Annotated in this window: 13 protein-coding genes; 9 read left to right on the plus strand and 4 right to left on the minus strand. The window is 62.9% G+C overall.

Going from position 1 to position 14486, the window contains the following annotated elements; all coding sequences use genetic code 11:
• Positions 1-48 precede the first annotated feature (48 nt).
• The 5 genes from JFT44_RS22900 (at position 49) to dhaL (ending at position 4833) form a co-directional block, all read left to right on the plus strand.
• On the plus strand, positions 49-1056 hold the full coding sequence (locus JFT44_RS22900; protein WP_057959241.1) for a substrate-binding domain-containing protein: 1008 nt from the start codon (positions 49-51) through the stop codon (positions 1054-1056).
• Between the two features lie 136 nt (positions 1057-1192).
• Positions 1193-1948 (plus strand): SDR family oxidoreductase, encoded by a 756-nt coding sequence (locus JFT44_RS22905; protein ID WP_057440833.1) that lies wholly within the window; start codon positions 1193-1195, stop codon positions 1946-1948.
• Between the two features lie 26 nt (positions 1949-1974).
• Positions 1975-3090, plus strand: coding sequence for a zinc-binding dehydrogenase (locus tag JFT44_RS22910; RefSeq protein WP_057959239.1), 1116 nt, complete (start codon positions 1975-1977; stop codon positions 3088-3090).
• Positions 3091-3180: 90 nt separating this feature from the next.
• The gene (locus tag JFT44_RS22915) at positions 3181-4182 is read left to right on the plus strand and encodes a dihydroxyacetone kinase subunit DhaK (RefSeq protein WP_128592937.1); all 1002 of its coding nucleotides are present in this window, start codon (positions 3181-3183) and stop codon (positions 4180-4182) included.
• 3 nt (positions 4183-4185) lie between these two features.
• Entirely contained in the window at positions 4186-4833 is a 648-nt protein-coding gene (gene dhaL / locus JFT44_RS22920; RefSeq protein ID WP_186625645.1) for a dihydroxyacetone kinase subunit DhaL, read from the plus strand.
• A gap of 10 nt (positions 4834-4843) precedes the next feature.
• Here dhaL and JFT44_RS22925 read toward each other — a convergent pair whose 3' ends face one another.
• Positions 4844-5719, minus strand: coding sequence for a LysR family transcriptional regulator (locus JFT44_RS22925; protein ID WP_186625643.1), 876 nt, complete (start codon positions 5717-5719; stop codon positions 4844-4846).
• A gap of 150 nt (positions 5720-5869) precedes the next feature.
• Between JFT44_RS22925 and JFT44_RS22930 the strand changes: the two genes are divergently transcribed.
• Complete coding sequence (locus tag JFT44_RS22930) at positions 5870-7396, plus strand: MFS transporter (protein WP_198831213.1); 1527 nt, start codon at positions 5870-5872, stop codon at positions 7394-7396.
• Positions 7397-7430: 34 nt separating this feature from the next.
• On the opposite strand, the gene sohB is transcribed toward JFT44_RS22930, so the two are convergent.
• Positions 7431-8453, minus strand: a complete 1023-nt coding sequence (gene sohB / locus JFT44_RS22935; protein WP_057959237.1) for a protease SohB — start codon at positions 8451-8453, stop codon at positions 7431-7433.
• A gap of 361 nt (positions 8454-8814) precedes the next feature.
• Here sohB and JFT44_RS22940 point away from each other — a divergent pair, with 361 nt between their 5' ends.
• The 3 genes from JFT44_RS22940 (at position 8815) to JFT44_RS22950 (ending at position 11446) form a co-directional block, all read left to right on the plus strand.
• Entirely contained in the window at positions 8815-9525 is a 711-nt protein-coding gene (locus tag JFT44_RS22940) for a histidine phosphatase family protein (protein ID WP_198831214.1), read from the plus strand.
• Positions 9526-9581: 56 nt separating this feature from the next.
• Positions 9582-9896 carry an SCP2 sterol-binding domain-containing protein gene (locus tag JFT44_RS22945; protein WP_057440819.1) on the plus strand — a complete coding sequence of 105 codons (315 nt, stop codon included), beginning with the start codon at positions 9582-9584 and terminating at the stop codon, positions 9894-9896.
• Positions 9897-10075: 179 nt separating this feature from the next.
• Positions 10076-11446 (plus strand): VOC family protein, encoded by a 1371-nt coding sequence (locus tag JFT44_RS22950; protein ID WP_198831215.1) that lies wholly within the window; start codon positions 10076-10078, stop codon positions 11444-11446.
• Between the two features lie 146 nt (positions 11447-11592).
• Here the strand turns inward: JFT44_RS22950 and JFT44_RS22955 are convergent, their stop codons facing one another.
• Entirely contained in the window at positions 11593-11832 is a 240-nt protein-coding gene (locus JFT44_RS22955; protein ID WP_120733422.1) for a DUF465 domain-containing protein, read from the minus strand.
• 78 nt (positions 11833-11910) lie between these two features.
• Positions 11911-14448 carry an excinuclease ABC subunit UvrA gene (locus tag JFT44_RS22960; protein WP_198799354.1) on the minus strand — a complete coding sequence of 846 codons (2538 nt, stop codon included), beginning with the start codon at positions 14446-14448 and terminating at the stop codon, positions 11911-11913.
• Between the last annotated feature and the right edge of the window lie 38 nt (positions 14449-14486).

The following is a 14486-nucleotide window of genomic DNA, read 5'->3' on the forward strand; positions in this document are numbered from 1 at the left end:
TGCTCTGAACCGAACTGAACGACCACAACAATAAACGGGGTTCTCATTATGAAATTCGCTACATCGTTTGCCGCCGTGGCGGCCCTCTCCCTGCTCGCCAGCAGCATCACCCTGGCCGCCGATGGCAAGACCTACAAAATCGGCGCCGCCGTATACGGACTCAAGGGCCAGTTCATGCAGAACTGGGTGCGCGAGCTGAAGGAGCATCCGGCGGTCAAGGATGGCACCGTGCAGTTGACTGTCTTCGACGGCAACTATGACGCGCTGACCCAGAACAACCAGATCGAAAACATGGTCACCCAGCGCTACGACGCGATCCTCTTCGTGCCCATCGACACCAAGGCCGGTGTCGGCACGGTGAAGCAGGCAATGTCCAATGATGTGGTGGTGATCGCCTCCAACACCAAGGTCGCCGACGCCAGCGTGCCGTACGTGGGCAACGACGATGTCGAGGGTGGTCGCCTGCAGGCCCAGGCCATGGTCGACAAACTCCAGGGCAAGGGCAATGTGGTGATCATCCAGGGCCCGATTGGCCAGTCGGCGCAGATCGACCGGGAAAAAGGCGAGCTGGAAGTGCTGGGCAAACACCCCGGGATCAAGATCATCGAGAAGAAGACTGCCAACTGGGACCGCGCCCAGGCCCTGACCCTGACTGAAGACTGGCTGAACGCCCACCCCAAGGGCATCAATGGGGTGATCGCGCAAAACGACGACATGGCCCTCGGCGCCGTGCAGGCCCTCAAGTCCCATGGACTGACCTCCAAGGAGGTGCCTGTCACCTCCATCGACGGCATGCCGGACGCGATTCAGGCAGCGAAACGAGATGAAGTCACCACCTTCCTGCAAGACGCCCAGGCCCAGTCCCAGGGCGCACTGGACGTAGCCCTGCGGCAACTGGCGGGCGAAGACTACAAGCCCAAGTCGGTGATTTGGGAGCGCTATGCCAAGGACGTGAAATGGGCCGACGGCACCGCGAAGAACTACATCCTGCCGTGGGTGCCGGTCACCAATGCCAATGCGGATGCGCTGTACCAGCAGGTCAGCGGCACTAAATAGCAACGCGGTCAATGTGGAAGCTGGCTTGCCTGCGATTGCCTCACCTCGGCATCCCTGACAGACCGAGGTGCCCGCATCGCAGGCAAGCCAGCTCCCACATCCGATCTCCACTGTTTTTGAGAATGGAGTTAAACCAATGTCTGGATTCTGGAACCAAGCCTTCGACCTCAGCGGCCGCTGCGCCGTGATCACCGGTGGGGCTGCGGGGATTGGTCTGGCATGTGCCAGCCTGCTGGTGGAGCGTGGCGCACGCGTGGCGCTGCTCGACCGCGATCCGGCCGTGGTGGAAATAGCCGCCAGCCTCGGCGCCGGACATCTTGGCCTGGCCGTCGACCTGCGCCAGCTCGATCAGGTGCAGAGCAGCATCGACTACGTGTTCGCGCACTTCAAACGCCTGGATTATCTGATCAACAGCGCCGGCGTGGTGATGCTGGACAAGGCCATCGACGTCAGCGAAAACGCCTGGGACATCACCCTGGATATCAACCTCAAGGCCAGCTTTTTCGTGGCCCAGGCCTGCGCCCGGCACATGCTCGCCCAGGGCAGCGGGCGCATCGTCAACCTGGCGTCCCAGGCGGCGGTGATCGGCCTGGATCGGCATGTGGCCTATTGCGCGAGCAAGGCCGCGATTGTCGGCATGACCAAGGTCCTGGCCATGGAATGGGCGCCGCACATTAATGTAAATGCCATCTCCCCCACCATCGTCGAGACCGCCCTGGGCAAAAAAGCCTGGGCCGGCGAAGTGGGCGAACGGGCCAAATTGCAGATCCCGGCGGGCCGTTTTGCCCAGCCGGATGAAATCGCCGGGCTGGCGTTGTACCTGCTCAGCGACGCAGCCCAGATGATCACCGGCGCCAATATGGTGATCGACGGCGGCTACAGCATTCAGTAATCCTTCTATTCGTCGTGAGGTTTGTCATGTCCATCGCTACCGAACGTACCGCCGAACACCTCCACCCAGTGATCCCCAAGACCATGCAGGCCGTGGTCTGCCATGGCCCGGAAGACTATCGCCTGGAAACCGTCGATGTACCGACGCCAGGCCCCGACGAGATCCTGACCAAGGTCGAGCTGTGCGGCATCTGCATGGGCGATATCAAGACCTATCGCGGCGCGCCGTCGTTCTGGGGCGACGCCGAGCAGCCGCGCTACGTCAAGCCGCCGATGATTCCCGGGCATGAGTTTGTGTGCCGCGTGGTCGCCCTGGGCCCAGGCGCTGAAAAGCGCGGGGTGAAGGTCGGCGACCGGGTGATTTCCGAGCAGATCGTGCCCTGCTGGGGCTGCCGTTTCTGCAACCACGGCCAGTACTGGATGTGCCAGAAGCACGACCTCTATGGCTTCCAGAACAACGTACAGGGCGCCATGGCCCAGTACATGATTTTCACCAAGGAAGGCATCATCCACCAGGTGCCGGACTCCATCGCGCCGGACGAAGCGATCCTGATCGAGCCGCTGGCCTGCTCGCTGCACGCGGCGGAACGGGCCAATGTGGATTTCGACGATGTGGTGGTCGTGGCCGGCGCCGGCACCCTCGGCCTGGGGATCATCGGCGCGGTGCGCATGCGCAACCCCAAACGCCTGATCGTGCTCGACATGAAACCCGAACGCGCCGAACTGGCCCTGCGCATGGGCGCCGACGAAGTCTGGAACCCGGCCGAGGTTGATGTACTGGCGAAAATCCGCGAAATCACCGACGGCTATGGCTGCGATATCTATATCGAAGCCACCGGGCACCACAAAGCGGTGAACCAGGGCCTGGCGATGCTGCGCAAGCTGGGGCGTTTCGTCGAATTCAGCGTGTTCAACGACGAGGCCACGGTAGATTGGTCGATCATCGGCGACCGCAAGGAGCTGGACGTACTCGGCTCGCACCTGGGCCCGTACATGTACCCACGGGCCATCGACTTTATCGGCAAGCGCAAAATCGACATGCGCGACGTGGTGACCCACAAGTTTGCGCTGGCGGATTTCAAGGAGGCGTTTGCGGTAATGGAGCGCGGGGACAAGTCCTTGAAGGTCGTGCTCGAGCCCTGAACCCAACACATATCCAAATGTGGAAGCGGGCCTGCCCGCTCCCACACTTGAACGACTGCGCCCAAGACAACAAGAACAGGAACCCGCGTTATGAATCGAGTCATCAACGATCCGGACCAAGTGGTCGAGGACATGCTGCGCGGCATTCTGGTCGCCCATCCCGAACTGGCCCAATGCGACAGCAACCCCCGCGTGATCAGCAAGGCCAAGCCTTCCGGCCCAGGCCGCGTGGGCATCGTCACCGGCGGCGGTTCCGGCCATGAGCCGGCGTTTCTCGGCTACGTCGGCCCCGGCCTGGTGGACGCGGTGGCCGTCGGCGAAATCTTCTCGTCGCCCACCGCCAAGAGTTTCTTCGACGCGTTTCGTGTCGCCGATCACGGCGCCGGCGTGGCCTGTCTGTACGGCAACTATGCCGGCGACAATATGAACGTGAAGCTGGCGATGAAAATGGCCGCCAGCAAGGACATGCAGATCCGCACCGTGGTCGCCAACGATGACGTGGCGTCGGCACCCAAGGCCGATATCGCCAAGCGCCGCGGGGTCGCCGGGGAAATTTTCATGTGGAAGATCGGCGGGGCCGCCGCCGCGCAGCACTATGACCTGGATGGAGTGATCCGCGTCGCACAGAAGGCGGTCGATCACTGCCGCTCCATCGGCATCGGCCTGACGCCCTGCACCATTGCCGCGGTGGGCAAGCCGAACTTCCAGATCCCGGACGGCCAGATGGAGTTGGGGATCGGCCACCACGGCGAACCCGGGATCGAGGTGATCCCGATCGAGTCTGCAGCGGCCATGGCTGAACGCATGCTGGCACCGATTCTCGCCGACCGCGATTTCAGCCAGGATGACAGCGTGGTGGTGCTGGTCTCGGGCCTGGGCGCGACGCCGGTGATGGAGCTGTACATCTTCTACGCCGAAGTCGAAAGCCAGCTCAAGGCCAAGGGCCTGAAGATCCATCGCTGCTACGTCGGCAACTACTTCACTTCCCTGGAAATGATGGGCGTGACCCTGACCCTGCTGGGCCTGGATGCCGAGCTGAAAACCCTGATCGACCAACCTTGCCGCTCCATCGGCATGACCCAGGCGGAATAGACCATGAGCCAGCATTTTTCTACCCACGACGGCAGTGCGATTGTCACCGACCTGGTCAGCGTGATCGTCGCCAACCGTGAATACCTCAGCGAAGTCGATGGCGCGATTGGCGATGGCGACCACGGCATCAACATGGCCAAGGGCTTCGCCCATTGCGGCCGCACCCTCGAAGGCCGGCAACTGACCCTGGCCGAGGCCCTGGATGAACTGACCCTGAGCCTGATGGAAGGCATCGGCGGCTCCATGGGCCCGCTGTATGGCAGCCTGTTTATCGGCATGGCCGATGAAGTGCGTGGCAGCGAAAATATCGACGCCGCGACCTTCGCCCATCTACTGCGCGGCGGCCTCACCTCCCTGCAGGACATCACCGAAGCCGGCGTCGGCGATAAGTGCCTGATGGACACCCTGATCCCGGCGGTGGAGGCGTTTGAGCAGGCACAGGCAGCGGGTGCGTCCTTCAGCGACGCCTTGGACACGATGAAAAGCGCCGCCTCCCAGGGCCGCGACTCGACCAAGGACCTGGTGGCCAAGATCGGCCGGGCCAGCCGTTTGGGCGAACGCTCGCTGGGGGTGCTGGATGCGGGGGCGGTGTCATGCTGCCTGATCCTCACGCAGCTGGCAGACTCGATACAGCCCCGCCTGACCCGGTAGGGGCTAGTTGCTACGGGGTGGGGCTGTGTTTGATGTGCTGGATATAACGCACCACCGCCGGGGCTTTTTCAAAGCGCCGGTAGATCAGCGACAGCCACGACGACGCATCGCTGCCCTGGAGGGTGCGGTAGTGCACACCCGGCAAGCTGACATGCCCCACCACCGACTCCGGCACCACCGCCACGCCCTGCCCCAGGGACACCAGGGCAATCACCGCCACCAGGCCTCCCGGCTGCGGCCCCAGGCGCGGGGCATACCCGCCTTGCGCGGCCACCTGCAAGGTGCCGCTGATTTGCTCGGGCAGGATGAAGGTCTCGTTCTGCAAATGCTCGCAGGTGATCGCCTTCAAGCCCAGCAGCCACGAGCCCTGTGGCAGCGCCAGGACAAAACCCTCACTGCCCAGGCGCAGCGCCTCCACGCCGTCGGGCAGGGTCATGGGTGAGCGAATGTAGCCAATGTCGTAGCGCCCTTCGGCCACCAGCCCCGGCAACAGGGCCATGGGGCTTTCCCGCACGCTGAGGCTGACATCGGCAAACTCCGCGCAAAACCCCTGCACCTGGCGTTGCAACACGCCGGAATACACCGCCGACGCCACATAGCCCAACTCGATATGGCCGATCTCGCCACGCCCGGCGCGCTGGGCATTGCGCTGGGCGAACTCGAACTGGCGCACGGTGGCTTCAGCTTCACCCAGCAACGCGCTGCCCGCCTCGGTCAGGCTGACATCCCGCTGACGCCGGATAAACAGGCGGGTACCCAGGGCGCGCTCCATATCCTGGATCTGTCGGCTCAAGGTGGGTGGGGCAATATCCAGTTGCTCGGCGGCCCGCGTGAAGTTGCGGTGCCGGGCAACGGCCAGGAAGTAGCGGAAATGACGTATTTCCATCACAGGATTAGCTCAAAGGTAATGATGTGCTTCGCCTCGGCTAACAGAATCACTGGGCGCCGACGATAAGCTCACAGAACACCCACAGTAGAGAGTCCACCTGATGCCCGTCAAATCCGTCTTTCCTGTTGCCTGCCAGGTAATCCTGCCATGAGCCGGGTCAGCCCCCGCCTTACCCTGTTGACCGCCTCCGGGGTCTGTTCGTTGATTGTCCTCGACACCAACATCGTCGCCGTGACCCTGCCGACCATTGCTCGCGACCTGGGCGCCAATTTCGCCGATATCGAATGGGTAGTCAGCGCCTATATGCTGGCGTTCGCCGCCCTGCTGCTGCCAGCCGGGAGCATTGCCGACCGCTTCGGCCGCAAGAAAACCCTGGTGTGGGGCCTGGGGATTTTTATTCTCGCCTCCCTGGGCTGTGGCGCCGCGCCCAGCGTGCTGCTGCTGGATATCGCCCGTGCCGTGAAGGGTGTCGGTGCAGCGTTGCTGCTGACCTCGGCCCTGGCCTCCATCGGCCATGCCTTTCACGATGACCTGGAACGGGCCAAGGCCTGGGCATTCTGGGGCGCCTGCATGGGCGTGGCGATGACCGCCGCGCCGACCCTTGGCGGCCTGATTACCCACTACATGGGCTGGCGCTGGATTTTCTACCTCAACCTGCCGGTGGGCCTGGCCTTGCTCGCACTGGTCCTGCACGCCATCCCGGAATCGCGCGACAGCCAATCGGCGCGCCTCGACCCCTGGGGCAGCCTGACCTTCAGCGCCAGCCTGCTGTGCCTGATCTGGGGCCTGATCGAAGCCAATCGCATAGGCTGGGACAACCCGCTGACCTATGCGCGGCTGCTCGGCGGCGCGTTGCTGCTGGGCCTGTTTGTGTGGGTGGAGCGCTTGCAGCGCCGGCCCATGGTGGACCTGCAACTGTTCCAGTACCCACGGTTTATCGGGGCCTTGCTGGGGATGTTTGCCTATGCCGGGTGTGCCCAGGTGATGATGACGCTGCTGCCGTTCTACCTGCAAAACGGCCTGGGGTTTTCCGCGATTGCCTCGGGCTTGGGAATGTTACCGTTTGCCCTGACCATGCTGATCTGCCCGCGGATCGGCGCACGCCTGGCCAGCCGCTTTGCCCCCGCGACCATGATGGCGGCCGGCCTGGCCCTGGTGGGCAGCGGCAACCTGCTCAGCGCCTGGGCGGTGAATGTCGGCGGTTATCTGCCGTTCGCCCTGGCGATTGCAGTGACTGGCGCCGGGGCCGGCCTGCTCAATGGCGACACCCAGAAAAACATCATGGCCTGCGTGCCAAGGGACCGCGCGGGCATGGCATCGGGCATGAGCACCACGATGCGTTTCAGCGCGATTATGTTGGCGATTGGGGTGTATGGCGCGCTATTGGCCAGCCATAGCGAGTATCTGCTGCAAACCAGCCTTGGTACGCAATGGCAGGCCCAGGTACCGGGGATTGCCTCGCGGGTGGTGGCCGGGGATATGCCAGCGGCCATGGCACTGCTGCCGGAATCGGCGCAGGGATGGCTGCAACCCTTGGCGTGGCAAGCGTTTGTCGGCGGGTTTGCCAGGGTGTTGTGGGTGGCGGGGCTATTGGGGCTGCTGGGGGCGCTGGTGGTGGGCCTGCTGATGAGGCATCCGATTCCACTGCTGCAGGATCGACGCGATCCCCTGTAGGTGCCGGCTTGCCGGCGCCTACAGGGTGGGTGAGTTACCAGAAACGCTGTTGAGTCAGGCGGCTCCACCAGGTCAGCAGCACCCGGTCCACCGAGCCGCTGGCCGCCAGGCCCACCCGCTCCTGCAGGCTTTTACGCTCGGCATAGTGCAGGTGGAACAACTCGGCGGTCTTGGCCTTGGTGGCCAGGTATTCGTCACTGGTCTGCAGCGCGTCTACCAACTGCTTGTCCAGCGCCGCGACGCCCAACCAGACTTCGCCGGTAGCCACTTCATCAATCGCCAGTTGCGGGCGATAGCGCGACACGAAGTTCTTGAACAGTTGATGGGTGATATCCAGGTCTTCCTGGAACTTCTCCCGGCCCTTCTCGGTGTTTTCGCCAAACACCGTCAGGGTGCGCTTGTACTCGCCAGCGGTGAGTACTTCAAAGTCGATATCGTGCTTTTTCAGCAGGCGGTTGACGTTGGGCAACTGGGCCACCACGCCAATCGAGCCGAGGATGGCAAACGGTGCGCTGATGATCTTCTCGCCGATGCACGCCATCATGTAGCCGCCGCTGGCCGCGACCTTGTCGATGCACACCGTCAACGGCACGCCCGCCTCGCGGATCCGCGCCAATTGCGAGGACGCCAGGCCATAGCTGTGGACCATGCCACCGCCGCTTTCCAGGCGCAGTACCACTTCATCCTTGGGCGTGGCCAGGCTCAGCAGCGCAGTGATTTCGTGGCGCAGGCTGTCGGTGGCCGACGCCTTGATGTCCCCGTCAAAATCCAGCACAAACACCCGTGGCTTGGCTTCGGGGGTTTTCTTCTGTTTTTTCTCGGCCTTGCCCTGGGACTTGCGCAGGGCCTTGAGCTGATCCTTGTCGAGCAGGGTCTGCTCCAGGCGCTCGCGCAGGCCTTTGTAAAAGTCATTGAGCTTGCTGACCTGCAACTGCCCGGCATTCTTGCGCCGGCCCTTGCTGCGCAACGCCGCAAAACTGATCAGCACCACCAGGATGGCGACGACCAACGTGACGGTTTTAGCCAGAAAACTTGCATACTCAGCCAAAAACTCCATGGGACTCCTTACAGAAACGGTGCGCCAGGCGCGATTGCCCCAGCATACCGATGGGACGGCCGGTGAGCCAGAGCTGAAACCCCTTGAAACGGGCCTCTCAAGGCTCATGCTCGTGAAAGGATCCAACAAACACCGCTAAACCCTGTGGGAGCTGTCGAGCCTTGGCGAGGCTGCGATAGCGGTGGGCCAGGCAACATCTCTGCTCACAGTGCCGCTGCCATCGCAGCCTCGCCAAGGCTCGACAGCTCCCACACGGATATCGGCCTCTAACGGGCTTTTAAAACAAGCGTATGTTTTTTCATTGACAGCTTCCCGGCATCCTCATAACCTCGCCAGACTTTCAACGTACCGGGTGACGGACGTGGGCAGCATCTATTTGATTCGACATGGCCAGGCCTCCTTCGGTGCAGACGACTATGATGTCCTGTCGCCCGTGGGTGTGCAGCAGGCGCAGATACTGGGCAGCCATCTGGCAGACCTGGGCCTGACGTTCGACCGCTGTGTGTCGGGCGACCTGCGGCGCCAGCAGCACACGGCCAATGCCACGTTCGAGTCCATCGGCGCCCAGGGCTTGCCGGTGCCGCCCCTGGAAATCGACAGTGCCTTCAACGAATTCGACGCCGACGCGATCATCCGCGCCCTGCTCCCGGACCTGCTCGACAGCGAGCCCGAAGCCCTGGATATCCTGCGCAACGCCCAGAATAACCGTGGCGAGTTCCAGCGTATCTTCGCCCTGATCATCGAACGCTGGCTGAGCGGCACCTACGACACTCCTGGCCTGGAAAGCTGGCTGGGGTTTGTCGAGCGCGTCCAGGGTGGTCTGCAGCGCCTGCTAGAGACTGCCGACAGTTCCCACAAGATCGCCGTATTTACTTCTGGCGGCACCATCACCGCCCTGCTCCACCTGATTACCCGCATACCTGCCACCCAGGCTTTCGAGCTGAACTGGCAGATTGTCAACACTTCGCTCAACCACTTGAAGTTCCGTGGACGCGAAGTGGCACTGGCTTCCTTCAACAGCCATACCCACTTGCAACTGTTGAAGGCGCCGCAGCTCATCACCTTCCGATGAATTGCGGCCAACCGTGACCCCAAGGTCACTGGCACCACCCATAAAAGGATCGAACCATGACTGACGTAGCTAAAGCCGTAGAAGCAATGAAAGCCAAATTCAACCCAGCCGCTGCCGACGGCCTGGACCTGGTGTTCGGTTTCCGTATCGACGAGAGCCAGAACTTCTCCCTGATCGTCAAGGACAACACCTGCGAACTGCAAGAAGGCGTGAACCCTGACGCCCAGGTGACTCTGGTGATGGACGCTGAAACCATGAAAGGTATCGTCAGCGGCGAAACCGACGGCATGCAGGCCTTCATGGGCGGCAAACTGCGCGCCGAAGGCGACATGATGCTGGCGATGAAACTGAGCGAACTGTTCCCGGCCTGATCCAGGGCAACCTGGGTTGACCAATCCCGCCTACCCAGGCGGGATTTTTGTGTGTGCCTGTGGCGCTCATTCATTTGCAGAATGAAGTCCAGAGGAATCTTCGTTTGCGCCCTCGGGCAGCGCCCAACAAAATCTGGCTTACGGCCCACACCACCGTTACCGCAGCCAGGAATTTTTCTATGCCTACCCCGCGCTTTATCAGCCCCGATGCCATCCGCAAAGACTTCTCCAAGGCCATGTCCGACATGTACCGCGAGGAAGTGCCGCTGTATGGCGCGCTGCTGGAGTTGGTGGCCGAAACCAATGCCCGGGTGCTGGCGAGCGATCCAGACCTGGCGCAGCAACTGCAGCACACCGGCGAAATCCAGCGCCTGGACATGGAGCGCCACGGCGCCATCCGCCTGGGCAGCGCCTATGAGCTGGCAACCATCAGCCGCCTGTTTGCAGTAATGGGCATGCACCCGGTGGGTTACTACGACCTCACCCCGGCCGGCGTGCCGGTGCATTCCACAGCCTTTCGCGCCGTGCATGAAAGCGCCTTGCAGACCAGCCCGTTCCGGGTCTTCACCTCGCTGCTGCGCCTGGAGCTGATCGAAAACCTTGAACTGCGGGCCTTTGCCGAATCAGCCCTGGCCAAGCGCTCCATCTTCACCCCACGGGCCCTGGCCCTGATCGAACAGGCCGAAGCCGACGGCGGCCTGAATGCCAGCGATGCCCAGGCCTTTATCCAGCAAGCCCTGGAAACCTTTCGCTGGCACCACACCGCCACGGTCAGCGCGGCCCAGTACCAGCAACTCAGCGACCAACACCGGCTGATTGCCGACGTGGTGGCCTTCAAGGGCCCGCATATCAATCACCTGACCCCACGCACCCTGGACATCGACCGCGTACAAGCCGACATGCCCGGCAAAGGCATCACCCCCAAAGCCGTGATCGAAGGCCCACCCCGCCGCCAATGCCCGATCCTGCTACGCCAGACCAGTTTCAAGGCCCTCGACGAAGCCATTGCCTTTACCGATGCCAAGGGCAGCCACAGCGCACGCTTTGGCGAAATCGAACAACGTGGCGTGGCCCTGACGCCCAAGGGCCGGGCGCTCTATGACCAACTGCTCAACGCCGCGCGGGACGAACTGGGTGCCTTTCCCAATGAAGCCAACGCCCAGCGCTATACCGAACTGATGGCACAGCACTTCCAGGCCTTCCCGGATAACCATCGGGCCATGCGCGAGCAAGGTTTGGCGTACTTTCGCTACCGAGTGACCGACAAGGGCCGTGCCGCCGAGAAGGACGCGCCACAGAGTCTGGACGCGTTGATCGAGGCGGGTTACGTCGATATCGAACCGTTGGTGTATGAAGATTTTCTGCCGGTCAGCGCGGCGGGGATTTTCCAGTCGAACCTGGGCGATGCGGCGCAGAGTCACTACGCGGCCAACGCCAACCAGGCTGAGTTTGAACAGGCCCTGGGCCGCCAGACCCTTGATGAGTTGCAGCTGTATGCAGACACCCAGCAGCGCTCGATCGACGCCTGCCTGCAGGTGCTGCGCACCTAGAAAAAGAGTTCGCCCGACACCACAACGCATTCCATGCGCAGTCAACGTGCCCCAGGGTCGGGCGAACGGTTGGGATAATAGGCAGTGGCGGGGTTGTTGTCCTTGGGGCAATTCTGAACAAATATGGACCCCTCCCCCAGCGTTGGCTAACGCCCCTTGGTCTGCTCCAGTTGTTCGACGATTTTATCTTTGATCAACAGGCGTTTCTTCTTCAGGTTCTCCACATCATCGTCATTGGCACTTGCAGATTCAGCCTCCAGCACCTCCTTGTCGGCAACGTCATACTGGGTGAGCAATACATCCAACCGATGGTGGCTTGCCCGACGCTGCTGGACATCCTCCTTGCTCAACCCCAAATCCTGATAAAGATCATGTTTCACTGGCATGAAGTACCTCCGCAAGTTAATCAATGACTGGTCCACCTTGAAGCTAGTCCATCCAGGGGCCTCTTGTCATGCCCAAGGTCAATTCCCTTGCCCCAGCTCGCGTGCGAGGAAGGGGGCAGTGCGGCTGGTTTGGTTCTGGGCGAGGTGCTGGGGCGTGCCGCTGGCGACGACGTTGCCGCCCTGGTCGCCGGCGCCTGGGCCGATGTCGATGACCCAGTCGCTCTGAGCCACCACGCGCATTTCGTGTTCGACCACGATCACTGTGTGACCGGCATCCACCAGGTGGTTGAGTTGCAGCAGCAGGCGGTCGACATCACGGGGGTGCAGGCCGGTGGTGGGCTCGTCGAGGACATACAGGGTTGCGCCCCGTGCGGTACGTTGCAGTTCGGTGGCCAGTTTGATCCGCTGGGCCTCGCCACCGGACAGCTCGGTGGCCGGCTGGCCCAGGCGCAGGTAGCCCAGGCCGATGTCGCGCAGGACCCGCAACGCGCGCAGCACGCTGGGTTGTTCGGCGAAGACGTCCACCGCCTGCTCAACGGTCAAGCCCAGCACCTGGGCAATGTTCAGGCCCTGCCAGGTAATCGCCAGGGTCTGGGGGTTGTAGCGCGCGCCGTGGCAGGTCGGGCAAGGTGCGTAGACGCTGGGCATAAACAACAATTCGACGCTGACAAAACCCTCACCCTCGCACTTCGGGCAACGACCCTTGGCGACGTTGAAGGAGAACTGCCCGGCATCGTAGTGGTGTTTTTTCGCCGCTGGGGTAGCGGCGAACAGCTTGCGCACGTTATCGAACAGGCCAGTGTAGGTCGCGAGGTTGGAGCGCGGGGTGCGGCCGATGGGCTTCTGATCCACCTGCACCAGGCGGCGGATCTGCTCCAGGCCCGCGCGGATGCGGCCACTGCTGGTTTGCGGCGCCGGGTCTTCGAGGTCGGGCTCGTCGTCGCTGACCACCACCCGACCCAGCCCCTCACCCACCAGGTCCAGCAGGGCCTGGCTGACCAGGCTGGATTTACCCGAGCCGGAAATCCCCGTCACAGCAGTAAAACAGCCCAGGGGAAAGTCCACGCTCACCTCGTCGAGGTTATTGCGGCTGACCCCTTCCAGGCTGAGCCAGCCGCTCGGCGCACGGCGCGAAGTGTTCAGCGGGCGCGGCTCGGCAAACAGGTATTCGCGGGTCTGTGACGCTGCAATCTGTGCCAGGCCTGCCGGTGGGCCGCTGTACAGGACATGGCCGCCCTGCTCGCCCGCCGCCGGGCCGACGTCGATCAACCAGTCGGCACGGCGCATGGTTTCCAGGTCGTGCTCCACCACAAACAGTGAGTTGCCGGCGGCTTTCAGGCGCTCCAACGCCGTGAACAGGGCTTCGCCATCCGCCGGATGCAAGCCGGCCGACGGTTCGTCCAGCACATAGATCACGCCGAACAGTTGCGAGCCCAATTGCGTCGCCAGGCGCAGGCGCTGCAATTCGCCAGAGGACAGGGTTGGCGTGCTGCGCTCCAGGGACAGATAGCCCAGGCCCAGGTCGGTCAGGGTGCTGACCCGCTCCAGCAAATCCTGGGCGATGCGCTGGGCGGCCAGGCGTTTTTCCACCGAGAGTTTTACCCGACCCTTGCCCTCGGCCACCGGGCGCAGGAGCTGCGCCAGTTGCAACAATGTCAGTTGCGACAGCTCGCCAATATCCACCCCGGCAAACTTCACCGACAACGCGGCCTTGGTCAGGCGCTTGCCCTCGCACAAGGGGCACGGGCTGCCTTGCATAAATTGCGCGACACGCTTTTTCATCAGCGCGCTCTGGGTGTGGGTGAAGGTGTGCAGAATGTAGCGACGGGCGCCGCTGAAAGTACCCTGGTAGCTGGGTTCGAGTTTGCGCTTGAGGGCGTCGCGGGTCTGCTCCGGGGTCAAGCCGGCATACACCGGCACCGTGGGCGTGTCCTCGGTGAAGAGGATCCAGTCGCGCTGTTTTTTCGGCAGCTCGCGCCAGGGGATATCGACGTCGTAACCCAGGGTCACAAGGATGTCCCGCAGGTTTTGCCCCTGCCAGGCCAGCGGCCAGGCGGCGACCGCCCGCTGGCGGATGGTCAGGGACGGATCGGGCACCATCAGTGCCTCGGTCACTTCATACACGCGGCCCAGGCCGTGGCACTGCGGGCAGGCGCCCTGGGGCAGGTTCGGCGAAAAGTCTTCGGCATACAGCATCGGCTGCCCCGGCGGATAACTGCCGGCACGGGAATAGAGCATACGGATCAGGCTGGACAAGGTGGTCACGCTGCCCACCGACGAGCGCGTGCTCGGCGTGCCCCGCTGCTGTTGCAGGGCCACGGCCGGCGGCAGCCCCTCGATGGAGTCCACATCCGGCACGCCCACCTGGTCAATCAGGCGCCGGGCATAAGGCGCGACCGACTCGAAGTAACGCCGCTGCGCCTCGGCGTACAACGTGGAAAACGCCAGGGATGATTTGCCCGACCCCGACACCCCGGTGAACACCACCAGAGCATCCCGTGGGATGTCCACATCGACATTGCGCAGGTTATGTTCCCGGGCGCCGCGCACCCGGACAAAACCGGGGCGCGCGGCCAGAAGATCAGTGGCAGGCGGCAAGTGGCGCGATGAAGTCATGGTCAACCTTATAAGAGTCAGCGGTCCAGGGGTGGATC

The organism is Pseudomonas sp. MF5691 (assembly GCF_016405645.1).
Lineage (GTDB): Bacteria > Pseudomonadota > Gammaproteobacteria > Pseudomonadales > Pseudomonadaceae > Aquipseudomonas > Aquipseudomonas shahriarae.